The organism is Oceanobacillus sp. HCA-5259 (assembly GCF_037892815.1).
GTDB lineage: Bacteria > Bacillota > Bacilli > Bacillales > Amphibacillaceae > Oceanobacillus > Oceanobacillus indicireducens.
Genome location: NZ_JBBKBV010000019.1, coordinates 1 through 22,686, shown reverse-complemented (window position 1 = coordinate 22,686; position 22,686 = coordinate 1). Strand labels below are relative to the sequence as shown.

General features: G+C 40.6%; 24 protein-coding genes and 1 other annotated feature. Of the genes, 16 read left to right on the top strand and 8 right to left on the bottom strand.

Annotated features, from left to right (window positions below):
- Positions 1 to 51: 51 nt before the first annotated feature.
- From WKU33_RS11545 to WKU33_RS11535, 3 genes are all read left to right on the top strand, one after another.
- Positions 52 to 1,215 (top strand): DUF418 domain-containing protein, encoded by a 1,164-nt coding sequence (locus WKU33_RS11545; protein ID WP_340454661.1) that lies wholly within the window; start codon positions 52 to 54, stop codon positions 1,213 to 1,215.
- A gap of 211 nt (positions 1,216 to 1,426) precedes the next feature.
- A complete protein-coding gene (locus tag WKU33_RS11540; protein ID WP_336251856.1) occupies positions 1,427 to 1,789 on the top strand; it encodes a YisL family protein in 363 nt (120 codons plus the stop codon).
- A gap of 405 nt (positions 1,790 to 2,194) precedes the next feature.
- Complete coding sequence (locus WKU33_RS11535; RefSeq protein WP_156854602.1) at positions 2,195 to 3,709, top strand: alpha-amylase family glycosyl hydrolase; 1,515 nt, start codon at positions 2,195 to 2,197, stop codon at positions 3,707 to 3,709.
- A gap of 523 nt (positions 3,710 to 4,232) precedes the next feature.
- Here WKU33_RS11535 and WKU33_RS11530 read toward each other — a convergent pair.
- A complete protein-coding gene (locus WKU33_RS11530; RefSeq protein WP_336251854.1) occupies positions 4,233 to 5,099 on the bottom strand; it encodes a DegV family protein in 867 nt (288 codons plus the stop codon).
- Positions 5,100 to 5,454: 355 nt separating this feature from the next.
- On the opposite strand from WKU33_RS11530, the gene WKU33_RS11525 reads away from it, so the two are divergent.
- Both WKU33_RS11525 and WKU33_RS11520 read left to right on the top strand, forming a co-directional pair.
- Positions 5,455 to 6,297: a YitT family protein gene (locus WKU33_RS11525; protein WP_156854598.1), complete on the top strand. Its 843-nt coding sequence runs from the start codon at positions 5,455 to 5,457 to the stop codon at positions 6,295 to 6,297.
- Positions 6,298 to 6,302: 5 nt separating this feature from the next.
- A complete protein-coding gene (locus WKU33_RS11520; RefSeq protein WP_340454656.1) occupies positions 6,303 to 6,716 on the top strand; it encodes a hypothetical protein in 414 nt (137 codons plus the stop codon).
- Between the two features lie 48 nt (positions 6,717 to 6,764).
- Here WKU33_RS11520 and WKU33_RS11515 read toward each other — a convergent pair whose 3' ends face one another.
- The 3 genes from WKU33_RS11515 to WKU33_RS11505 form a co-directional block, all read right to left on the bottom strand.
- On the bottom strand, positions 6,765 to 7,028 hold the full coding sequence (locus WKU33_RS11515) for a NifU N-terminal domain-containing protein (RefSeq protein ID WP_156854594.1): 264 nt from the start codon (positions 7,026 to 7,028) through the stop codon (positions 6,765 to 6,767).
- Between the two features lie 290 nt (positions 7,029 to 7,318).
- Positions 7,319 to 7,513 carry a DUF3813 family protein gene (locus tag WKU33_RS11510; protein WP_156854592.1) on the bottom strand — a complete coding sequence of 65 codons (195 nt, stop codon included), beginning with the start codon at positions 7,511 to 7,513 and terminating at the stop codon, positions 7,319 to 7,321.
- Between the two features lie 99 nt (positions 7,514 to 7,612).
- On the bottom strand, positions 7,613 to 8,443 hold the full coding sequence (locus WKU33_RS11505) for a Cof-type HAD-IIB family hydrolase (RefSeq protein WP_340454653.1): 831 nt from the start codon (positions 8,441 to 8,443) through the stop codon (positions 7,613 to 7,615).
- Positions 8,444 to 8,744: 301 nt separating this feature from the next.
- Between WKU33_RS11505 and WKU33_RS11500 the strand changes: the two genes are divergently transcribed.
- Positions 8,745 to 9,506 carry a prolyl oligopeptidase family serine peptidase gene (locus WKU33_RS11500; protein WP_188857856.1) on the top strand — a complete coding sequence of 254 codons (762 nt, stop codon included), beginning with the start codon at positions 8,745 to 8,747 and terminating at the stop codon, positions 9,504 to 9,506.
- A gap of 83 nt (positions 9,507 to 9,589) precedes the next feature.
- Positions 9,590 to 9,901, top strand: a complete 312-nt coding sequence (locus WKU33_RS11495; RefSeq protein ID WP_156854588.1) for a metal-sulfur cluster assembly factor — start codon at positions 9,590 to 9,592, stop codon at positions 9,899 to 9,901.
- 83 nt (positions 9,902 to 9,984) lie between these two features.
- Here WKU33_RS11495 and WKU33_RS11490 read toward each other — a convergent pair whose 3' ends face one another.
- A complete protein-coding gene (locus tag WKU33_RS11490) occupies positions 9,985 to 10,797 on the bottom strand; it encodes an undecaprenyl-diphosphate phosphatase (protein ID WP_370459698.1) in 813 nt (270 codons plus the stop codon).
- A gap of 113 nt (positions 10,798 to 10,910) precedes the next feature.
- Between WKU33_RS11490 and WKU33_RS11485 the strand changes: the two genes are divergently transcribed.
- Positions 10,911 to 11,228: a hypothetical protein gene (locus WKU33_RS11485; protein ID WP_188857855.1), complete on the top strand. Its 318-nt coding sequence runs from the start codon at positions 10,911 to 10,913 to the stop codon at positions 11,226 to 11,228.
- A 52-nt stretch (positions 11,229 to 11,280) separates the two neighbouring features.
- On the opposite strand, the gene WKU33_RS11480 is transcribed toward WKU33_RS11485, so the two are convergent.
- The gene (locus WKU33_RS11480; protein ID WP_156854584.1) at positions 11,281 to 11,457 is read right to left on the bottom strand and encodes a DUF2929 family protein; all 177 of its coding nucleotides are present in this window, start codon (positions 11,455 to 11,457) and stop codon (positions 11,281 to 11,283) included.
- Between the two features lie 538 nt (positions 11,458 to 11,995).
- Between WKU33_RS11480 and WKU33_RS11475 the strand changes: the two genes are divergently transcribed.
- The 6 genes from WKU33_RS11475 to WKU33_RS11450 all read left to right on the top strand — a co-directional run bounded on the left by WKU33_RS11475 (position 11,996) and on the right by WKU33_RS11450 (position 17,149).
- Positions 11,996 to 12,619, top strand: coding sequence for a hypothetical protein (locus WKU33_RS11475; RefSeq protein WP_336251851.1), 624 nt, complete (start codon positions 11,996 to 11,998; stop codon positions 12,617 to 12,619).
- 21 nt (positions 12,620 to 12,640) lie between these two features.
- On the top strand, positions 12,641 to 13,597 hold the full coding sequence (locus tag WKU33_RS11470) for a BMP family ABC transporter substrate-binding protein (protein ID WP_336251850.1): 957 nt from the start codon (positions 12,641 to 12,643) through the stop codon (positions 13,595 to 13,597).
- A 162-nt stretch (positions 13,598 to 13,759) separates the two neighbouring features.
- Complete coding sequence (locus WKU33_RS11465) at positions 13,760 to 14,698, top strand: beta-ketoacyl-ACP synthase III (protein ID WP_156854578.1); 939 nt, start codon at positions 13,760 to 13,762, stop codon at positions 14,696 to 14,698.
- Between the two features lie 23 nt (positions 14,699 to 14,721).
- Entirely contained in the window at positions 14,722 to 15,963 is a 1,242-nt protein-coding gene (gene fabF, locus WKU33_RS11460; RefSeq protein ID WP_156854576.1) for a beta-ketoacyl-ACP synthase II, read from the top strand.
- A 137-nt stretch (positions 15,964 to 16,100) separates the two neighbouring features.
- Positions 16,101 to 16,307 (top strand): hypothetical protein, encoded by a 207-nt coding sequence (locus tag WKU33_RS11455; protein ID WP_156854574.1) that lies wholly within the window; start codon positions 16,101 to 16,103, stop codon positions 16,305 to 16,307.
- Positions 16,308 to 16,390: 83 nt separating this feature from the next.
- A complete protein-coding gene (locus tag WKU33_RS11450; protein WP_156854572.1) occupies positions 16,391 to 17,149 on the top strand; it encodes a DUF3603 family protein in 759 nt (252 codons plus the stop codon).
- Positions 17,150 to 17,193: 44 nt separating this feature from the next.
- On the opposite strand, the gene trpS is transcribed toward WKU33_RS11450, so the two are convergent.
- Together trpS and WKU33_RS11440 are read right to left on the bottom strand one after the other, a co-directional pair.
- A complete protein-coding gene (gene trpS / locus WKU33_RS11445; protein WP_188857751.1) occupies positions 17,194 to 18,183 on the bottom strand; it encodes a tryptophan--tRNA ligase in 990 nt (329 codons plus the stop codon).
- A 51-nt stretch (positions 18,184 to 18,234) separates the two neighbouring features.
- Positions 18,235 to 18,410 (bottom strand) — a binding site (T-box leader).
- 1,027 nt (positions 18,411 to 19,437) lie between these two features.
- Positions 19,438 to 20,346, bottom strand: a complete 909-nt coding sequence (locus WKU33_RS11440; protein ID WP_340454644.1) for a nuclease-related domain-containing protein — start codon at positions 20,344 to 20,346, stop codon at positions 19,438 to 19,440.
- A gap of 146 nt (positions 20,347 to 20,492) precedes the next feature.
- Here WKU33_RS11440 and WKU33_RS11435 point away from each other — a divergent pair, with 146 nt between their 5' ends.
- Entirely contained in the window at positions 20,493 to 21,314 is an 822-nt protein-coding gene (locus tag WKU33_RS11435; protein WP_340454642.1) for an MBL fold metallo-hydrolase, read from the top strand.
- Positions 21,315 to 21,447: 133 nt separating this feature from the next.
- Complete coding sequence (locus WKU33_RS11430; RefSeq protein WP_188859115.1) at positions 21,448 to 22,665, top strand: putative glycoside hydrolase; 1,218 nt, start codon at positions 21,448 to 21,450, stop codon at positions 22,663 to 22,665.
- Positions 22,666 to 22,686 lie beyond the last annotated feature (21 nt).

The window sequence follows — 22,686 nt, the reverse complement described above, 5'->3', positions numbered from 1 at the left end:
TTGTCCCAACTGGGACAACTGCTCTGACCCCAAAGGGAGGGGGATGGAAGGATGCAGTTCGCACCGACGAGGGTAAATAATCGTTTGGAGCATATTGATATCGTTAGAGGATTTGCCATCTTTGGCATTTTTACCGTGAATATTGGAGCTTTTTCAGCGCCATATTTTATATATGGTGGTGCGGAAATGGTTTGGAATACACCGCTTGAACGGGCCATTCAGGCGTTTATTGATATCTTTTTTCAAGGTAGTTTTTATACATTATTCTCCATATTATTCGGCTTCAGTTGGCAATTGATGAAAGAACGTCTGCAAGTGAAAGAAATCGCGTTTACACCGTTTTTATTACGGCGACAATTTGGATTAATCGGCTTTGGACTCATCCATGCATTCCTCATTTGGCATGGAGATATTCTACTATCATATGGTTTAATAGGACTCTTCCTCCTTTTGTTTATTGAAGTGAAGGAGCGGACGTTATTAGTTTGGGCTGCTGTCCTTCTTTTTGGCAGTGTTGGCTTGATTACACCAGCCTTATATGCGGTACGAGATCTATTAAACTTTTCGGATGAACTTGCAATCAATCAAGCGATAGAAAATTATTCGAGTAACGAGCTTCCGCTTATTTGGAAACAAAATTTTTATGATTGGTCTTTAGCTAATTCGGGTATAGGTTTCATTTTTCTCATCATGACACTTTTGCCATTGTTTTTGCTTGGCATGTATTTAGCGAGAAAGCGAGTGTTCCATGAGCTGAAAAAACACGAACATACACTAAAGCGGCTGTTAATCATCACGTTTCTATTTAGTCTGCTCTTGAAGGCTGGACCATATCTTATAGGAAATCCTTTATGGCTCTCGTATGTACAAGATAACCTCGGCGGAACGGCATCTGCTGTATTTTATATGACACTGCTAACAGTCTTGGCCCAAACTGAAACAGGCAGGAAACTGCTTCGGCCGCTCCGTTATGTCGGGAGAACAGCTTTAAGTAATTACATTCTCCAATCAGTCATTAGTTTTATTTTGTTTTACGGAATTGGCTTTGGTTTGTATAATTCTGTGTTACCTTCTGTTTCACTCGTAATCGTTGTGTTTATCTTCACCTTGCAAATATTGGTAAGTAAATGGTGGTTATCCCGCTATCGATTCGGTCCATTAGAATGGATTTGGCGAAGTTTGAATTATAAAGCAATACAACCTTTGCGAAAATAGCAAGAAGGGTGGAAGCCAAATGAAACGTCGTGAGCTGGAAAGGGAAGGAAGAGCATGGGGAGAAGAAGGGGATTATTTTAAGTGTCCAAATTGTTAACGAATCATTTGGGAAGCCAACCTTCCTTGCTTCTAAAATGAATTCTCTTCTGGAACATGGTATGATGAGGATTGATGTAAACTGTACAAACAGATTGAAGGAGGTAATGATACAATGCTTCATATGCATGTCACGTCTTGGATACTTGGACTGATCCTATTTTTAGTAGCTTTATTCCTTTATAAACAAGGGAACGAAAAAGGCGGAAAAATCGTTCATATGATTTTACGCTTATTCTATCTCATCATTATTTTTACTGGTGGGTATTTATTATTCGATGTCTATTTGGCGAACTTCTCCATGCCAATGGGTGCAGAGGCAATCACGAAAGGTCTTGCCGGAATCTGGCTCATCGCAGCAATGGAAATGCTTCTTGTCAAAACAACCAAAGGCAAACCGGTTGCCGGCTGGTGGGCTCAACTCATAATCGCACTAATCCTAGTACTCGTCTTAGGATACATCCGCCTGCCATTATAGGATGGGTTTAAATTCGATATGAAAAAATGAGGTTGGACTACGTGTTCCAGCCTTATTTTTTATTGCAAGCGTACTATAAAAATATAAATACTGTTGATAACTTAGATATTCAGGACTAGCCACGTCCTGGGGCAACATCGAACTACCTCCCGTCCTGGGAGGCACAGTTTGTACGTTGCTACGACGCACAGGATGTGCTAGTACAAACGCTCTTCGGTGGGACGAGTAATCGCAGTCCCAGGCGTTGCGAAGACGATCGCGTTTTTAGCCTATAAGGGCGCTTGCGCCTTTGTTATGAAAAGCTTTTGAAGTTTTTTCAACAATTGTGGAATAGTAATTGACTAAAATTTATTTTCATTAATAATAGTACAAGACAGTAATAATTGAAATGGTGGGGATAAGATAATGAGGAAAAAACTAGTCATCGGTTTAACAATCCTATTTTCGTTTTTCATATATGTGTTACCGGTTGCAGCAGAAGATAGACAAATTGAAGATGAGATCATGTACGAAATCATCGTCGATCGTTATAACAATGGGGACTTTTCCAATGATATTGCAGTCGATGTCGATGACCCAGCCGCTTACCATGGTGGTGACCTTATAGGGATTATGGACCGGTTGGAGGATCTCGCACAAATCGGTGTAACAACGATTGTTCTGTCGCCGATTATGGCAAATATGGATGATGGATTCCATGGGTATTGGGTGGAAGACTTTACAGAAATCGATCCGCAATTCGGTACGTTTGAGGAATTGGAACAGCTCGTTGAGGCTGCACATGAGCAGGATATAAAGGTTGTTCTTGAATTTGTTACGAATTACATACCGGAGGATCATTCTATTGCACTGGATCCCCAACGTGCGGACTGGGTTTTAACAGAAGAAGTTACGGGTCCAGACTGGGCAGAACGTGTTGTACAATTTGATCAGGATAACCCGGATGTACAAGAATACTTAATCGACGCCGCTTCGTTCTGGCTCGATGAGACTAAAATCGATGGACTGAGTCTTCATGCAGTTGATCAATCATCTATTGACTTTTTAAATAGACTTACAACAGAGTTAAAAGAAAGTCATCCAAACAAATATTTACTCGGAGATATACTTGACGAAGAAGCTGATATAGCTGAGATTATGGAACATACGTCACTTGATGCAATCGATAATTATCAAATAGGACAAATGATTTCTGATATTTTCAGTATGCCTGATCAATCTCCAGTAGAAATTTATGAAATACAAAAAGAGATGAGCGATTTTCAAAGTATCCTTATCGTGGATGATAAATACTCGAAACGATTCTCCCAGAAATTTTCCGAAAATGGCAGGAATATTGTAACGGCTTGGCAACTTGCTTTAACGTATATGTATACAACACCTGGAACACCTTTGATTTTACAAGGTACGGAAGTGGGGATGTATGGGGAGACAGCAGAAGATTCTCAAAGGTTAGTACCTCTTAACAGTGGGGATCAAGACTTGATGGAGTTCCATGAACGGATTTCCTCTTTACGAACTGAATTCCCTTCTTTAAGACACGGTGACTTTGAATTGATTGATGAGCGTGATTCCTATGCAGTGTTTAAGCGAACTTATGAAGGAGAAACTATGTATATCGGCATCAATAATGGCAGTGAATCCAGCTATATAGATGTTACCGATGTCGGTCCGGATATGTTGTTCCGCGGCTATCTAGCAGATAACCTTGCTCGTCAGAATCCAGAAGATAATTACCGGATAGGTATTCCGAGAGAATCGGTGGAAGTCTATCAATTGATGGATGATGTAGGCTTGAACTGGACCCTTATTATAATGGTTGCTACTATCTTGTTAGGTTTTGTTTTTGTCGTTGTCTATTTATCGAAGAAACAGAAAGAACAAGAAAGAAAAGAGGCCGATCAAGGGATTCAGAAATAACAAGAATGAAGAAACGCTTGGGAAGCGGCCCGAGCGTTTCTTTAATTATTCGCTGTTACCCTGATAAGGAATGCTAGGAACAAAAAAGTGACGTGATAAAGTGAAACTTCATTCAATCGGGGTTTCCTTCCCTCCCCCGCTGAATGTTAGTTGAACAGAATCAGGTATTTACGGACTGTATATCCTCCACCTTCACATCTTGGGCTTCCTTCCATGTTTGGAGGTGGGGGTATTACAGACCGTTAATACGTGATAAACAGTGCTCCTAGAATGAGAAGCGCTTGTCTTCGTGCTGCGATCTGGTTCTTAAACGATAATAAATACACCGAGGAAAACCCATCCAAGTAGGGCGATATGGGCATGCAGTATAGGAGTATAATCTATCTATGTATGGGATGCTAATGGATATAGATGCGCATCCAGATTCCAGTAAGAGTTGTTAGAATAAAGAAGAGGAAGGTGTAGCAAGAAGGATAAAGACGCCATGTCCCCTTAAACTGCGGACAAAACGTCTTTATCGCTGTTATTTATTTGGTTGGTTGGAAAAGAATAAAGCAAGGGTACCTGGTCCCGAATGGGCCCCAATAACAGCACCGACCATTTCGATAACGATATTTTCCCTCGGAACCTTGAATTTTTCATGAATGAGGGAAGCGAGTTGTTCGGCCCGTTCCAAATCGTCTCCGTGGCTGATGCCGATCGTCTGATTTTGGAAATCCGTTCCGCGTTCTTCCATTAGTTCAATCATTCGGCCCAATACCTTTTTAGAACCGCGCAGTTTCTCAAGTGGAATTAATTTACCATCTTCTACATTTAAAATTGGCTTTATCTTAAGTAAACTACCGACAAATGCGGAAGTCTTGCTGACACGACCACCGCGATATAAGTATTCCAAATCATCAACAGTGAAAATATGTTCCATATGTTGGGCCTGGTGTTCAGCAGCTTCGACAATTTCGTCAAAAGAAGCACCATTTTTAGCCGCTTTTGCTATATGAAGAACGACAAGTCCGTAACCGAGTGAAGCGCATTTAGAATCGATAACCCGGATAGGTGCATCCGGATATTCTGCTTTTATCTGGTCTTCCATAATTTTCGCGCTTTGATACGTTCCGGATAATTCGGAGGAGAATGATACATAGACGAGTGGCTCATTCTTTTCTGCAGAGGCGGTGAACACTTTTTTGAAAGCCTCCGGAGAAGGTTGGGAAGTCTTTGGGGCTTTGCCATTCCGCATTCCATCATAAATGATTTTCGGATCGATTTCTTTTACATCCGCATAGTCTTTGTTATCTAAATGGACATTTAATGGTACCATTTCAATGCCATATTCGATATAATAGTCTTTTGATAAATCACAAGCAGAATCAGCTATAATTTTTACGTTCATCAAATCACTTCCAATCTACAATTTGCTTGCCTTCTTCTAGTTTAAAGCGAGAAGGCCATTTAGTCAAAAAGTATTTGAAAAGTTATGAATTTGTCAAGGTTGTTCAAAACTTCCGGTAAAAAGGACACTTCGTGAAAGAGGGAGTTCTAAAAACCTTCCGCATCCAGTGAAAGCTCGTTGGCTAGTTTTTCCGCTCCTCTAATAACGTACATTTCGTTGCTAGAATCTTACTGACTCGAACTTCGACGCACAGGACGTGCTAGTGTTGGTTGTGCAAGGACACTTGTGTTTCTAAGCGAACTTGGTCTTTTTTATCTTCTTTTTTGAACAAATTATTAATACAGGAGGAACGCTCATGTTTATGATGGAAGCTAAACGAATTTTCATCGTCATTATCGGTGCTTTTCTATTAGCAGTGTCGCTTAACTTTTTCCTAATTACGGCTAACGTTTATGCAAGCGGCTTTGCGGGTGCAGCTCAGCTCTTATCGAGTGTTTTTCAGGATTTCCTTGGAATGCACATTGGAACAGGGATATTTCTATTTATCTTGAACATACCGGTATTCATCTTAGGCTGGTTTAAAGTAGGAAAAGGGTTTACAATTTATAGTGGAATCTCTGTGTTGTTTTCGACAATATTTCTTGAGGTCATGCCGGTTATTGCATTATCAGAGGATATTATGCTGAATGCAGTATTTGGTGGTGTGATTGCAGGTGCTGGTATCGGGATCTCCTTAAAAATTGGAGCTTCAACCGGGGGAATGGATATCATCGCGATGTTATTATCACGCGTGAATGATAAGCCAGTCGGCACGTATTTAATGGCGCTTAACGGAATTATCATCTTGCTTGCCGGGGTACTTTACTCACCGGAGAACGCACTTTATACATTAATTGCGCTCTATGTGACGACTAGGGTGATCGACATGATCCATACTCGCCATGTGAAACTGACGGTAATGATTATTACGCAAAAGCCGGAAGAACTGCAAGAAGCAATCCATAGTCGATTTATTAGAGGGATTACTTTCCTTCCTGCACAGGGAGCCTATACGAAGATAGAGAAGAAGATGGTCTATCTGGTGTTGAGCCGTTATGAATTATATGACGTTGAGAAGATCATTAAAGAAGTAGACCCGGATGCATTCACAAACGTAGTGGAAACAACCGCAGTCTATGGCTATTTTAGAAAGGATTAGGTAGTGTGAAGAAATACTTAGTTGCATTTTTATGCTTATTTATCCTTGTCGGATGTGGAAATGATAGTGAACCAAACGAGCAAGCAAAATCACCGGATAACAAGGAAGCACAGTATACCGTTGTTTTTCGGGGATTGGACTTGCAGACGGAAGCTAATACTTATACCTTAACTGGTGAAGTGCGAGCTGAGAATGAGCAATTCTATTATCACCTAGAGCAAGGGGAAGAGGAATTGCACCCGGAAACAGTTTACGAATTAGAAGGAGAACCGGGAGTTTGGCAAAGTTTTGAAATTACTGAGGAGATTCCAGCATCTTCTTTTGAAAAGGAAGAAACACCGATCTTAACGTTATATGGTAAATCTCCAGACGGTGAAGTGCTCCAACCGAATTTTATCCCGATTGATATCACTGAATAAGAGAACAAAAGGAACTTCCATCAATAAGAAGTTCCTTTTTTCTATGTATTAATAGCCGTGTTTCTCGATCATTTCAATAACGCGCGGGGATAGTTGCTCCCACTCTACATCAAAGTGTTTATTGACAGTAATAAAGTTCTGATAGCCGAAAACGTTATCTACACCCTCAATAGTCATTAATTCATTTAGAATATCATACTCACTCGTATCTCCTGGCATGAGCGAATAGCTTTTTGTACCTTCAAAAATCACTTTATCAGATGTGAATTTCATCGCGTTTGGGTTTGGAGTACCCTCCATACGAATTGCCATCCTACACACTCCTCTTTTGTTCATACTTACTCATATAGTAGCAGATAAAGAGGAAATTATAAAGTAAAACTTCATACTGTGGTAGGGGTCGATGCTCAGGGTGTGCCGAGGCAGTGGGCGTTAAAACACGCATTATGAGTTGGTGTTCCTTCTTCACTTAATGTTTAGTTGAACTGATTCGAAAGTTTATCACGTATTAACGGTCTGTAATACCCCCACTACTAAACATGAGGGAGAACCAAATGTTAAGTGCAGGATATACAATCCGTAAGCCCCAGCCTCGTTACTATTTATAGCTGCTCGTTATTTGTTAATTGCTGTTCCAGTTGCTGCAGCTCTTTTTGTTCTTCGGGCGTTGCTTCCTGGTAAGCTGCTTGGATTGCGTGTTGAACTGCTTCCTTGTCTGCTTCGGTCACATTTTCACCCATATTCATCATATCCATTACTCGTTGTCTAGCTTGCTGGAATAGTGATTGTTGTTCCATCTAATATCCTCCTCGTTTTTTCGCAAGTAAAAAGGGAAACGCTATTCACGTTTCCCTTTTAGTATGACCCCTTTTATTATTGCTATGCATACGCTCGTTTTAATTTGGTGTGTTCACTTTTAATTTTAAATACTCCTCTAAAAATGCTCCGATGCCATCTTCTTCGTTTGTTGCAGTGACATGTTTGGCGAGTGATTTCAGCTCATCAATTGCATTTCCCATAGCAACACCGACACCAGCATAATCAATCATTTCCAAATCATTGTCCTCGTCCCCGAATGCTATAATCTGGTCTTGCGGAATATCGAAGTAATGTGCGATTTTTTTAAGACCAACTGCTTTATTCATCCCTTTTTTAATGATTTCAATGACGTTCCACGGCGCACCCCATTTACGGTGCTCAATCACTTCAGCATGGTAGTCGTCAAGGTGGCTTCTCAATTGCTGCACTTGTTCTTCCTCTGGATAAACGAGGATCGATGTAGGATCTTCCTCAAGTTTTTGCTTTAAGTTTCCAATTACATAAGGGGCTTCATCTTCAATTTCATCAAAGAAGCCAATCAGTTTGCTGTCGAAGGAGTCGATATACACATCATCCAGCACTTCAGCTAAGATATTATTGACACGTAAGTCATAGCAAGCTTCAATAATCTTATGTGCTGTCCGGATTGGCATCGGGTTATGTAATGCATCCCAGTTTCTGTTTTGCGGATGGTGGATAAGAGCCCCGTTGAAGTTTACCATTGGTGTATCTAATCCAAGCTCATAATAATAATTAATACTGGCCCGGTGTGGTCTTCCAGTCGAGATAACTACTATATGTCCCTCTTCTTTTGCTTTGAAAAGCACTTGTTTCGTTCGTTCACTAATCTTCTTATCATCTGTCAGTAATGTCCCGTCTAAATCGAGCGCAATCATATGTTTTTTCATAATTTTTCAATCACCTCATCTTGTAACTAAGTCTATAAGAGAAAGGCCTGTAAGTAAAGTAAATTTATTTTAACAGCAGTCAGTTTATCACGCATTAACGGACTGTAACACTCCCACTTCTAAACATGAGGGAAGCCCAACAGGTGAAGGTAAGGGATATACAGTTCGTAAATCCCTGATTCTGTTCAACTAACATTCAGTGGGGAGATAAGGACCCCTACTGAATGAAGTTTCACTTTAGCAGGTTTCAGACTGGCGGACGAGTTTAAATATCGGTAACATAGGAGTGAGGTGAAAAGTGATGATTGGAATAGTGAAAGAAAAAATAGGAAATATACCGAGTTTAATCGTTGTAGAAACCAAAGATAAGGATAAAGCATTACCGACTGTCATCTTTTTCCATGGCTTTACAAGTGCAAAGGAACATAATCTCCCGATAGCCTTCTTACTTGCTGAAAAAGGTTACCGTGTCATACTTCCTGATAGCGAACTTCATGGAGAAAGGGAAATCAATACATCCGAACGGAAACGACAAATATCTTTCTGGGATATTGTACTTAAAAATGTACAAGAGTTGGAACAAATCAAAAAGGCGCTGGATGCAGAAGGCTTGATTTTGGATGATAGAGTTGGTGTAGCGGGAACGAGTATGGGGGGAATTACAACATCAGCAGCATTAACTCAATATGACTGGATCAAGTCAGCCGTTATCTTGATGGGTTCCCCACGCATTACAACATTTGCGAAAACACTCGTCGAAAGCTTCAAAAAAGAGGGAGCCTTGCCAGTAACCGACGAACAAATTGAAGCATTGTACGATCAACTGGAGAGATGTGATTTATCCCTTCAACCGGACAAGTTAAACGGGCGGCCAATATTGTTCTGGCACGGCGGGCAGGATACAGTTGTTCCATTTGATCACTCGTATACATTTTACGATGAAGTAAAAAAGCAGTATGAGAATGAAGAAGATATCCAGTTTATCAAAGAGGCAAATGCCGGACATAAAGTAAGCAGGCGTGCTATCCTAGAATTAGTAAAATGGTTCCGTGCGAATCTGTAACAGTTTATACGGATTCAAATACTTAATATTTTACTGGAATTATGGTTTAATAAAGAAAAGAAGGGAAAAAGGAGGTTCGTAAAATGGATGAAGCGACAAAAGAGTATCTAATGGGAGCACTGGAAAATGTGATTGACCCTGAATTAGGTATAGATATTGTTAACCTCGGTTTAGTTTACGATGTTGATCTTGATGAAGAAGGTTTATGTACGGTTACGATGACCCTAACAACGATGGGGTGCCCGCTTGCCGGTCATATTGAACAGGACATTAGATTTGCCTTAGCCGATCTTCCGGAAGTTAAAGAGACGAAAACAAATATCGTATGGGATCCGCCATGGGGCAAAGACAAAATGTCCCGCTATGCTAAAATAGCACTGGGCATCCCGGATTAATCTAACATGAAACATAAAGAAAGCAGCTACCAAGACGGAGCTGCTTTTTAAAATGATAACTCAACAGTCATTTGAGAGTTAGGTTATAAGAAAAAGATTACAAGCAATCCAACAACGACACAGTAATAGGAGAAGTATTTCAGATTACCATGTGCCATAATATTCATAAACCACTTCAATGCAAAGTAAGTCGCAACAAAAGAAGTAACAAAGGCAATGATATTCGGAATGAGTAGCGCTTGGAACTCCGGACTTGCAACCAATGACGGAACTTCCAGAATGGTTGTCCCTAAACTGACCGGAATATAAAGTAAGAATGCAAAGCGTAGTGCGGTATCCTGTCTCATCCCGACAAGCATCGCGGAAACAATACTTGCACCAGAACGGCTGATTCCCGGTGTAACGGCAACTGCTTGGGCAAGACCGACAATTACAGCATCTTTCATCGTTAAATCGCCCTCAAGTCGTCTCCCGCGAAGATTACGGATGAACCAAATAGCTACTGCTGTAATTAATAAAGTAACACCAACTACATTTGTCCCGCTCAACACTTCTCCAAGATAATCGCCAAATAATACACCGACCACACCAACCGGAATAGTTGCAATTACGAGATAAACGACAAACATAAAGTCACTTCTTGCCGTTTTATCTCTTTTAAATAGAAATAGGTACGTATTTTTGATTAGTCGGATGATGTCCTCCTTGTAAATTAATAAAACAGCGAGTAATGAAGCGAAGTTTACGAAAATCTCAAATGAAAGTCCTTTTGCCTCAATCCCAAAGAGCTCGCGGAAAATAATCAAATGTCCGCTTGAAGAAATTGGAATCGGTTCGGTAACCCCTTGTACAAGTCCAAGAATGAAATACTGAATAATAACAATTAAATCTTGAATGAAATCCATCCTATTCTCCCCTTCAATACATCGAATCCATCCTCAAATAGACAAGTTCCTATTTTTAACTAGGTGAATAGTCTAATTGGTGAGGAGGGTTGATTGATGTGACAATGAAACATGATTCTAAAAAAATGTATGAACAATGTAAAAAACATATGCATTCTTATGTGCTTATTGAAACGATAGAAGGGGCTCGTATTGATGGCATCATCACTGGCTTAGATGATGAATATGTATATATGGCCGTTCCTATCGATGCACAGACACAAATGGCAGCAGCCCCTCATGATGAAGGGCATGATTACCGGCAATTTGGACCATATGGCTGGTATGGACCAGGATTTGGGTATGTTCCTCCAAGACGGTTCAGCCGGGTGATTCTTCCACTCGCAGCCCTTGCAACACTTGGCTTACTTGCGTGGTATTAATACAAATAACAACCCCTTGCCACTTTCCTTGGCGGCAAGGGTTTGTTATTTGTTAATTTTTCTTCTCTTTTAATATTACGTCGCCCATCAAGAAAGTGACAATCATAAAAATCACTGCCAAAATGACCGCTTCAGATAAGATGAATGGTTCACCAGCCATACTTGTTAGCACGTATGTAACAGCCGCACTAATTAGCAGTGACCAAATAATCGTGAAGATGTAACGCATATTCTACACCCCGCATTTCAAAAATTTCATATGTAAAAAGATTGAATGCTACTTAAATAATATCCTTCTATAGTTTAACAAAGAACGAAAAAAAATAAAAGCCTTAATCCTGACATATACTAATGAAAAGGAAGATTGACTCTACACTTGTTAGAACAAAGGCGCAAGCGCCCTTATAGGCTAAAAACGCGATCGTCTTCGCAACGCCTGGGACTGCGATTACTCGTCCCACCGAAGAGCGTTTGTACTAGCACATCCTGTGCGTCGTAGCAACGTACAAACTGTGCCTCCCAGGACGGGAGGTAGTTCGATGTTGCCCCAGGACGGAGTGAACTTAATCGAACTTCCCCTTTACGGAATGAGATAAAGGAAACACAACGAACGATAGTGAGTTGATGTTGACTTATCGATTGGAGGAGTGTGAAGTTTGCTAGTTGCTGGGCGCTGGAGCCGGACGTGGCTAGTCCTGGATACCTAAGTTATCACAGTATTTTTGTTTTAAAGCTTCTTATGTTTTAAAAAGGGGGAAACAAGCACGATGGAAGTCCTTGTTTTCAATGTTTCACACTGGATTGGCTATCATATTGCCAATCGACTATTGCAGGAAGGGTATAAAGTAAAGGGAATAGAGGGGGAGGCATTCAATAATCATCTAATAGATTTTTTCTTAAGAAACAGTAACTTTGAATTAATCACAAGGAGAGCTGAAATAACTATTCCGCTTGCGATCTGTGTGGGAGAGATACCTGAACGAGTCGAATGCAATTATGATCAACTTATTCAAATCAATGGAAAAAAACCCCATTCTACAGATACAATAGCAATCCACATCCCTTATTTATTTGGTGAATGGATGCCGATGACAAAAGAAGCATGTTACATTGGAGGAAATCGCATCCGTTTTTCTTCTCAAGAGTTTCTCGATGAAGGCGTGTATATTAAAGATTTTCTTGAATTATTGCTCAAGTTGTTGGAAAGTCCACCAGCAGGTCAAGTATTTTTTGTGAGATCTGCACGAAATCAAAGTTTAAAAGGGAAAAAACTTGAAAAAACTTTCCTAGTAGATGAAAATATTGCTATAGAAAAAAATTTAAATCAAGTAAAGGAACATTTTCATAAGTTCCAAACTCTTTATCCTATCGTGGAAGATAGACTTGAATAACATATAACCAGGAGGGGCAGTATGAAAAAACAACTGATAGTCACCATTATAATAATGATTATGATACTGCCTGGCTGTAATTATTTTTCAGATGATAATAATTTGCAAAATGCAGGAATGCTGTTTGAATCGGAAATTGCAGGAAATGCTTGGAATGAGAAGGGATACGAAGGCTTACTTGCGATTGAGCGGGAATTCAATATCGATGTCTTTTATAAGGAAAATACTAGTAAAGAAAATGACGTTCTTCAAGCTGTTGATGAATTTGTCCAAGAAGGTGTCAATCTGATTATTGGGCATGGAAATAGTTATGGACACCACTTTGTCGATCTAACGAAAACGTATCCGGAAGTACAATTCATCTATATGAACGGGGACTTGTATAATCCGAAAGTTACAAGCTTAAATTTCGATTCCCATGCGATGGGTTTCTTTGGTGGAATGGTTGCTGGTGAAATGACAGAGACTGATGAAATTGGTGTGATTGCTGTCTTTAGTTGGCAAGCTGAACTGGAGGGTTTTTATGAAGGGGTAAAGTATCAGAACCCGAAAGCGGAAGTTCATATTGATTTCGTCAATGATTGGGATGACAAAGAACAGGCGATGATCATTTATAATGAATTTGTAGCAGCAGGGACGGATGTTATAGTTCCAGTCGGAAATGCGTATAGCAAGGCAGTAATTGAAGCGGCGGCAAAAGATGATATTTATTCGATTGGTTATGTTGCAGATCAGCATGAGTTGGCGCCGGAACATGTACTTACGAGCATGATTCAGCATGTCGAAGCTGTTTATCTGAATGCAGCTGAGGATTTTAATGAAGAAGCATTGATGGGCGGAATCCGTTCTTATGATTTTCATGATGATTACATCACATTAGGCATGTTCAATGAGAAGATAAACAGTAATTTTGAGAAAAAAATCACAGAAGCGATAGAAGAATATAAGAAAACGAACTTGCTGCCCATTGAGAACTAAGGAGCATGTTAGAATCTCCCTCTTGTCAGGAGGGATTTTTTGCTTTAAAATTAGTACCAAGTCATAATATTTACTCGTATAGATTTCTTTTAACAGAAGCGATGCAAAATAGATTGTTAGTATTAGTTAAACCTCGGGAGGAAGTATGAAGGAGATGTTAAAATGAATGTAGGTATCTTGGGAACTGGCCATTATGTACCGACAAAGGTCATGACGAATAAAGACATGGAAAAGATTGTAGACACAACAGATGAATGGATCCGCACGCGAACTGGAATTGAGGAAAGAAGATTTGCAGAAGATGAAATCGACACATCCGATATGGCTTATCACGCTGCAAAGGAGGCGCTTAAGGAAGCAAATATTTCTCCAGAAGAAATTGATTTAATCCTAGTTGCAACGGTGACGCCAGATACACCATTTCCATCGGTTTCCTGTATGATTCAAGATCGGCTCGGTGCAACAAATGCGGCGGCACTAGATCTCGGAGCCGCATGTGCCGGGTTTGTATATGGCCTTGTAACAGCTACACAGTTTGTCAAAGCAGGTGCGTATAAAAACGTGCTTGTTGTCGGAGCGGATAAGCTTTCTAAAATTATTGACTGGGAAGATCGTTCAACTTGTGTTCTCCTGGGTGATGGTGCAGGTGCCATTGTTGTTGGTGAAGTTGGAGAAGGGAAAGGAGTCCTTTCTTTTGAATTAGGTTCGAAAGGTTCTGGCGGGAAAGATTTATTACAAAATAAAGAAGGATTTATGGAAATGAATGGGCGAGAGGTATTTAAATTCGCTGTCCGTCAGATGCCGGAATCAACGGTAAATGTTGTAGAAAAGATTGGCCTTCAGAAGGAAGATGTGGATTACCTCGTTCCGCATCAGGCGAATATTCGTATCATGGATGCAGCAAGAGAACGTCTCGGTATGGCTTCAGATAAAATGGCCAAAACGATAACGAAATATGGAAATAATTCTTCCGCGTCTATACCTATGGCTTTATCTGAGTCTGTAAAGAATGGTAATATCAAAGATAATGATTTAATCGTATTAGTCGGATTTGGAGGCGGGTTAGCATGGGGAGCTGCGGCAATCCGCTGGGGAGTCTGATTAGATTGGAAAGGAGCAGAACAATGGATGAAAGAAGAGTAGTAGTAACTGGCCTAGGTGCAGTAACTCCGGTCGGTAATGATGTTACAGCAATGTGGGACAGCATTAAAAATGGAAAATCTGGAATCGATATTGCAACTCGTGTTGATGTGGAGCAATATTCAGCGAAAGTTGCCGCTGAGGTGAAGGGCTTTACACCGGAAGATTATGTGGAGAAGAAAGAGGTCCGTCGTATGGACCCATTTACACAATATGCGGTGGCAGCTGCGAAAATGGCTGTAGAAGATGCAAAGCTTGTCATTGATGATAGTAATGCACACCGGGTAGGTGTCTGGATTGGTTCTGGAATTGGCGGGATGAAAACATGGGAAGATCAGCATTTGAAGTTGATTGAAAAAGGCCCACGCCGGGTCAGCCCATTTTTTGTGCCAATGATGATCCCTGATATGGCGGCAGGACAAGTCTCCATTCAGTTGGGTGCAAAAGGAATTAACTCTTGTACCGTAACTGCTTGTGCCTCTGGAGCAAGTTCGATAGGTGATGCATATCATGCGGTCAAACGCGGTGACGTTGATTATATTATCGCAGGTGGGACGGAAGCACCGATTTCCAACATGGCATTTGCCGGTTTTTCTTCCGCGAAAGCTTTATCAACGAACCCGGATCCGAAAACCGCAAGTCGCCCATTCGATAAAAACCGCGATGGGTTTGTAATGGGGGAAGGTGCGGGAATCTTAATTCTTGAAACATTGGAATCCGCTTTGGAACGTGATGCGACTATTTACGGGGAGATTGTCGGTTATGGTGCAACAGGGGATGCATATCATATTACCGCCCCTGCAGAGAACGGGGAAGGAGCGGCCCGCGCAATGCAAATGGCAATTGATGCTGCCGGGATTTCGCCGAATGAAGTCGATTATATTAATGCGCATGGAACAAGTACAGATTTAAATGATAAATATGAAACGACTGCAATTAAAGCAGTATTTGGCGATCATGCGTATAATCTTACCGTTTCTTCGACAAAATCGATGACGGGACACTTGCTGGGAGCTGCTGGCGGGATTGAGTCTGTCATTTCCTTAAAAGCAATTCAGGAAGGGATTGTACCTCCAACCATCAACTATGAGACACCAGATGAGGAATGCGATCTTGACTATGTACCGAATGAAGCGAGAAAACAAGATGTAAACGTCGTTGTAAGTAATTCGCTTGGATTTGGCGGGCATAATGTGTCATTAGTATTTAAAAAATACGAGGCTTAATAAATGAAGAAGCTGATCCTTTTGCGGTCTGCTTCTTTTTGTTTACCTTTATTGAGACCAAGCATTAAAAACACGGGACAAGCATACGATGTAACAAGAAGCGGGACGATTGACTGGTCCATATGGGTGGTGTTTTCATGTTCTATATATTTTGGTTTCTAATCGGTTTTGGCTTAACGGTCACTGGCGGAGTCACGTTCATTGGTTATCTTAATTTGCTTCCTGCCGGGGTATCCTGGTTAGAATTTCTGCAATTTATTACACTGCGAATAGAATGCTATTTTTTCCCTATTGGTATCGTCATTATGCTGCTTGTTCTGTATCGCTACCCGAATAATTCCTAAACCGTTACGAGCGGATGAGAATAAATTCATTCTTTATTGGTCATAATGATTCTAGATTAATTTTCCAAAGAGGTGAGGGTGAAATGCTATATTTACATGATGTTTGGGTAAATTGGTTTGAAAGTGAAGAGAACGGTTATCAAGTTGCCCGTTACCATGAGTGGAGGAAGGAAGATAAGATCGAATTATTGGACCAGACACCTTTGTTATACATAAAGAATGATCTATTTGAGTATATTGAGAATGATTTGCAAGAGATTCCGGAGAGCCTATTAGATACAATTTATAAACGTTCATACAACCGGAAAGGCCAGAACCGGAAAGCTATCGAATATGCTTGTGTCATTACGAACGGGGTGGAGACCCTCGCATTTGATACGATTGGTTATACCATTCCTGTTCGAAAAAGCCGGCTTATTCCAAGGCAGGAGCAGCTCGTCTATGATATGATCAAATCTGCAAAAGCTCAGAATTACGGTTTTAAAAAGAGAAATTACAAGAAAGAGTATCATATTTTATCGATGTCACCTGAACAAGTATTTGGCTTAACGCGGCGGGAGCGAGAGATTAAACATATCCTTATGATAGCCCTTGATCAACTGAAAAGTTCCGGAAATCTGGAAGAGTTGAGATACTGGTTGACTGAATGGGACCCGAAGCTTTACCCGACAGTGAAATTTCTAAACGCTGATGCAGCGTGGGAAAAGCTCTATTCCGGTATTAAGGAAGGATTTAGCAAAAATCATGAAGAATTCTGTGAAAAGATTGTCCGCGGTCAGCCATTTTTAGAAAAACTGTGGGACTTGGAAAAGGAATATGCACAAGACACATCAAAATCTTGAAAAACATACCGATTCACCACTGGAAAGTGAATCGGTATTATTATTTATTTTTTCACACGTCCCAAGCCCATTGCTTTCTTCGCTTTGGCCACAGTTTTATTGGCGATTGCGGAGGCACGATCTGCTCCCTCGTCAAGAATCGTATCAAGCTCAGGAGAGTCGATTAACGCTTTGTATCTTTCTTGGATAGGCTCAAGAAGATTAACCACAGCGTCAGCCACACCTTGTTTGAAATCCCCATAACCTTTCCCTTCATATTTCTTCTCCAACTCCTCAATCGATTCACCAGTACAGCTCGAATAGATTGTTAACAGGTTGGAAACGCCGGGTTTGTTCTCTTTATCATATTTGACAATTCCTTCAGAGTCAGTCACTGCACTCTTGATTTTCTTCTCAATTTGTTTCGGCTCGTCAAGCATGGAAATAAATCCTCTTTGATTTTCGTCCGATTTACTCATTTTCTTTGTCGGCTCCTGTAGCGACATGATACGCGCTCCGACCTCCGGGATACGGATCTCCGGGATGGTAAAGATATCATTGAAACGATTATTGAATCGCTGTGCAAGGTCCCGCGTCAATTCCATATGCTGCTTCTGGTCATCGCCAACAGGTACAAGATTCGCCTGATACAGCAGAATATCTGCCGCCATGAGCGCAGGATAGGTAAGTAATGCTGAGGACACAGCTTCCTTTCCTGTCGATTTATCTTTATACTGGGTCATTCGCTCCAATTCACCGACATAACTGATCGATTGCAGCATCCAGCCGAGCTGTGTGTGTGCTGGAACCTCCGATTGGATAAATAATGTCGCTTTCTTAGGATCAAGCCCAGAAGCCAAATACAGCGCTGCAAGCGAACGGATATTTTTCCTTAATTCCAAGCGATCTTGCGGCACAGTAATAGCATGTTCATCTACAATGCAGAAGTAACATTGATATTCGTCTTGAAGCTCCACGAACTGGCGGATCGCTCCTAAATAATTTCCAAGTGTCAATGTCCCACTCGGCTGAATTCCTGAAAAAATCGTTTGCATACGAAACACTCCTTTAAATTGTCCATAAAAAAAGCCCATTCGCATCCCTATGGAAGGGACGAATGAACCGTGGTGCCACCCTTATTATCCTGCTTTTACAGGATCACTCAAATGTTAATATAAGCTCAGAAGCCCAATTCCAATTTGCCTTGATACTTGTTTCCACCAACCACAAGCTCTCTATCATTCAGCGGGCAATTGTACTATATCTCCGTCATTGCTTGAAATATTTATTTTAATTTATTATATAGAGTTTTTGAGGGGAATGCAAGGCAAGGGGGAGAAGAAAGAGATTTGTGAAGTGACGCTAGCGGTCGTGGAGAAAGGGTGGGGCGGGCACTCTCCAATAACGCGCCCATTTTGTTTTAATGGGAAAATAATTGGCATTTATTTTCCCATAAGTAGCTCGCCTTATTCCAAAGGGAAAACACTTGAGCTTTATTTTCCGCTCAGCACGTTCATCTTGCTCTAAAGGGAAAATAACGAGCATTTATTTTCCCATAAGCATGCTCGCCTTATTCCAAAGGGAAAATAACCGAGCTTTATTCTCCCATCAGCACGTTCATCTTGCTCTAAAGGGAAAACAACGGGCGTTTATTTTCCCATAAGCATGCTTGCCTTATTCCAAAGGGAAAATAACCGAGCTTTATTCTCCCACCAGCACGCTCGCCTTATTCCAAAGGGAAAACAACGGGCATTTATTTTCCCATAAGCATGCTCGCCTTATTCCAAAGGGAAAACAATCGAGCTTTATTTTCCGCTCGGCACGTTCATCTTGCTCTAAAGGGAAAACAACGGGCGTTTATTTTCCCATAAGCATGCTCGCCTTATTCCAAAGGGAAAACAACCGAGCTTTATTCTCCCATCAGCACGTTCATCTTGCTCTAAAGGGAAAATAACGGGCGTTTATTTTCCCATAAGCGTGCTTGCCTTACTCCAAAGGGAAAACATCCGTGCTTTATTCTCCCACCAGCACGCTCCTCTTGTTCTAAAGGTAAAACAACGGGTATTTATTTTCCCATAAGCATGTTTGCCTTACTCCAAAGGGAAAACAACCGAGCTTTATTCTCCCACCAGCACGCTCGTCTTGTTCTAAAGGTAAAACAACGGGTATTTATTTTCCCATAAGCGTGCTCGCCTTACTCCAAAGGGAAAACATCCGTGCTTTATTCTCCCATCAGCACGCTCGTCTATCCCCACTAGTCAAATAAATATCTCCAACCTGTCAGTTCATGATGTGATTAGTGATCCTAGTCACTTATAGTATCTGCTTTTATACTCTCCGACAGATTTAAAGTTGTTAGATAATATTCTCCAGATCACCTTTTTGGATAAAACTTCCCCACACCACTTATAAATTTCCCTCGTGGTAAGCTTTCTTTCAGGAAACAGTAGCTGAAACTCCTCTACTTGATGCAAGACTGTTGTTGCAACGGATTCCTTGTGCCCACATGACTCACATTTACAAACTCCCCTTCCCGAGACCATAGATAACATCCTACAAGCTGGGCAAATAATTCCCTTTTGTAATTCTTCATAACGAAAAGAAGGTAATCTTTGATGGGGAGATTCTGTTTTGTTGAGCTGCAATAATTTGGCAGCAATGCTTTCCGATTTATTAGTTAATTTTGTCGCCTGATTGTTTATCATTCTTAAATGATTAGTTATTTGATTTGGGAAAATAATTGGACTGTCGAGTGGAGCTTGATAGAGAGTGAATGCTGGATGGGTAAATACAACGTTAGCTTCAATTGGAGTGTTCAAGCCGAGGCTGAGGAGCAGTTGCCGGAGAAGGGATGCTGTTCTATTGAGTTGAAGCAATGGGTTGTTCAATTCGCGTCGAGGTTTTTTATAAAATTTATCTCCTTCAAGGTAAAAATCACCTTCAAAGTTTTTCACTTCATACAAGAAAATTCTAGTCTCGGTTAAAATTAAACAATCAATTTGAAATGTTGTTTGGTTATGCTCAATCAATAGATTATTTAAAACAAGACGATCACCTTCCGTTTTTGACGCGAGGTCGGTGAATAAAAGTTCACCTTCATGGCCTTTTTTTAGATTAAGAAAATATCTGTTTTCTTCAGCAGATAACTTTTTTCGCTTACTTAACGATTCGAGGAGCAATAATTCTTTTGGTTTTAGAGGAAGTACAATGGCTTTCATGTCTCATATTCCTTTCTTGTCTTTTTTTTAGAGCTGTCCCGATAATTATAACTCAAATCGAACTAATCTGTCATTTAGAAATAAAAAAATGAACAGCCATTCAATTTATGGTAAATTTAAGATAATAAAAATATAGGGGAGATTTCATGTTCATCCAAATAGAAAAAAACGTGGGAGCTGTGGGCGAGGTTCAATTTATCGAAGGAATTGTAGCTCTCGGAAAAATAAAATTAAATGTTTATAGTTTTGCGTTAGATGGTATTTTAATTGATACGGGGTCGCCAAGATTGCTGCGTGCTTTTCAGCCGTTTTTTGAAAAGTCCAATGCCGAGAAAGTGATGCTGACTCATTCCCATGAAGATCATGTCGGGGGTGCCGCTTATTTGCAAAAAGAATATAATCTGCCTGTTTTTATGAATGAATCAGGTATACAGCAATGTGCGAGAAACGCAGATTATCCATTCTACCGGAAATTCTTCTGGGGGAAAAGGGAGCCATTCCACGCTGAACCGATCGGGGAAACATTTTCATCACGAACTGCAACATGGGATGTAATCGAAACACCTGGTCATGCGGAAGATCATCTTTCCTTCTTGAACAGGGAGACTGGCCAGTTATTCTCAGGGGATTTATTTGTCACCCCAGTGACAAAATTGATACTTGCAAATGAGAGTGTTCCGACGATCATCGATTCGATTAAGCATGTACTCAAGCTGGACTTTGAGGAAATATTTTGCTGTCATGCCGGGTATGTAAATAATGGCCGGATGATGCTCGGGAGAAAGTTGCAGTATTTAGAAGAATTGGAAGCGAAGATTTTGGAGATGAATGCGCAAGGCTATCGTGAGAAAGAAATTCAAAAGGAATTGTTTAAGAAGAAGTATCCGATTACTTATTTGTCTCGCGGTGAATGGGATTCTATTCATATTATTCGTTCCGTTCTAAGAGATTCAAACAAAGGCGACTAAGCAAAATGAGGGGAGGAGTGGGTACGACAGCACTCGACAACTTTTGAAAATTAAGTTGTTTTTACCATTCAACTACACAAGTTTTTCCGATATACTAGGGTGAGAGATTAGCAGGTTAGGAGATTGATAGGTAATGGGGAACATACAAAATTGGCTTAAAATTTTTACAGGAATAATCCTGTTAGGGATTATTTTACCTGCTGGCGTATACGCAGAAACAGAAGAATCGGTGGCTGTTAGCAAGCATGCGGAAAGAGAGACGAGTATTGAATTGTATGATGTAGAAAAGCGAATGAAGCGATTTGCCTTTGATTCGGGATTTCATTTTGAATATCCGGATGCCGTTCGGGGGATTTACGTAACAGGTAATTCAGCTGGCGGCAGCAAGTTTGAAGATCTTCTTAATCTTGTGGAAACAACAGATTTAAATGCGATGGTTATTGATATAAAAGAAGACCATGGTAATTTAACATTCAAGCCTGATGAAGATTCTCCTTATGCAGATATCGCAGAGAACTATATTTCCGATCCAGAAGCGATGATGAAAGTTCTCGAAGAAAATGAAATTTATCCGATTGCAAGAATTGTCGTTTTTAAAGATTCCGTTCTAGCAAAAGAGCGTCCCGATCTTTCGTTTACGGAAAATGGGAAAGTATGGGTGAACAATCGCGGTGAAGCCTTTGTAAATCCGTTTGAAAAAGAAGTCTGGGAATATAACGTCGAGATTGCGAAACTCGCTGTAGAACTCGGATTCCAAGAAATTCAGTTTGATTACGTTCGTTTTCCAGAAGGATTTGAAAAAAAGGATGAAAGCTTATCTTATACGCACGGGGATTATGAAGATCTTGATATGAACAATATCAAGAAGCGTGTTGAAGCTGTTACTGACTTTGTTGCTTATGCGAGAGAAGAATTATCTACATATGGGGTTGACGTGTCTGTTGATATATTCGGTTACGCAGCGACACTGGAGGAAACTCCAGGAATTGGACAAAACTTTTCAAGAATCTCGGATAATGTCGATATCATTTCATCCATGATTTATCCGAGCCATTGGACGAGTTATTTCGATATTGAAAAGCCGGATACGGAACCTTATCGGCTTGTGACCGAATATGCTAAAGTGGAAAATGAAGTACTTGGTGCTCTCGACAGTCCGCCGGTATCTAGGCCATGGCTTCAAGATTTTGAGGCACCTTGGTTGTACAGCGGACCAGCAAAACAATACGGGAAAGCGGAAGTAGAAGCACAAATTCGCGCGCTCTATGAAAACGGCATTGACGAATTTCTTTTATGGAATGCAAGTAACGTTTATACGGAAAATGTCGATTATTTAATAGGAAAAGAATAGAGAATTGGGACACGGGGGTCA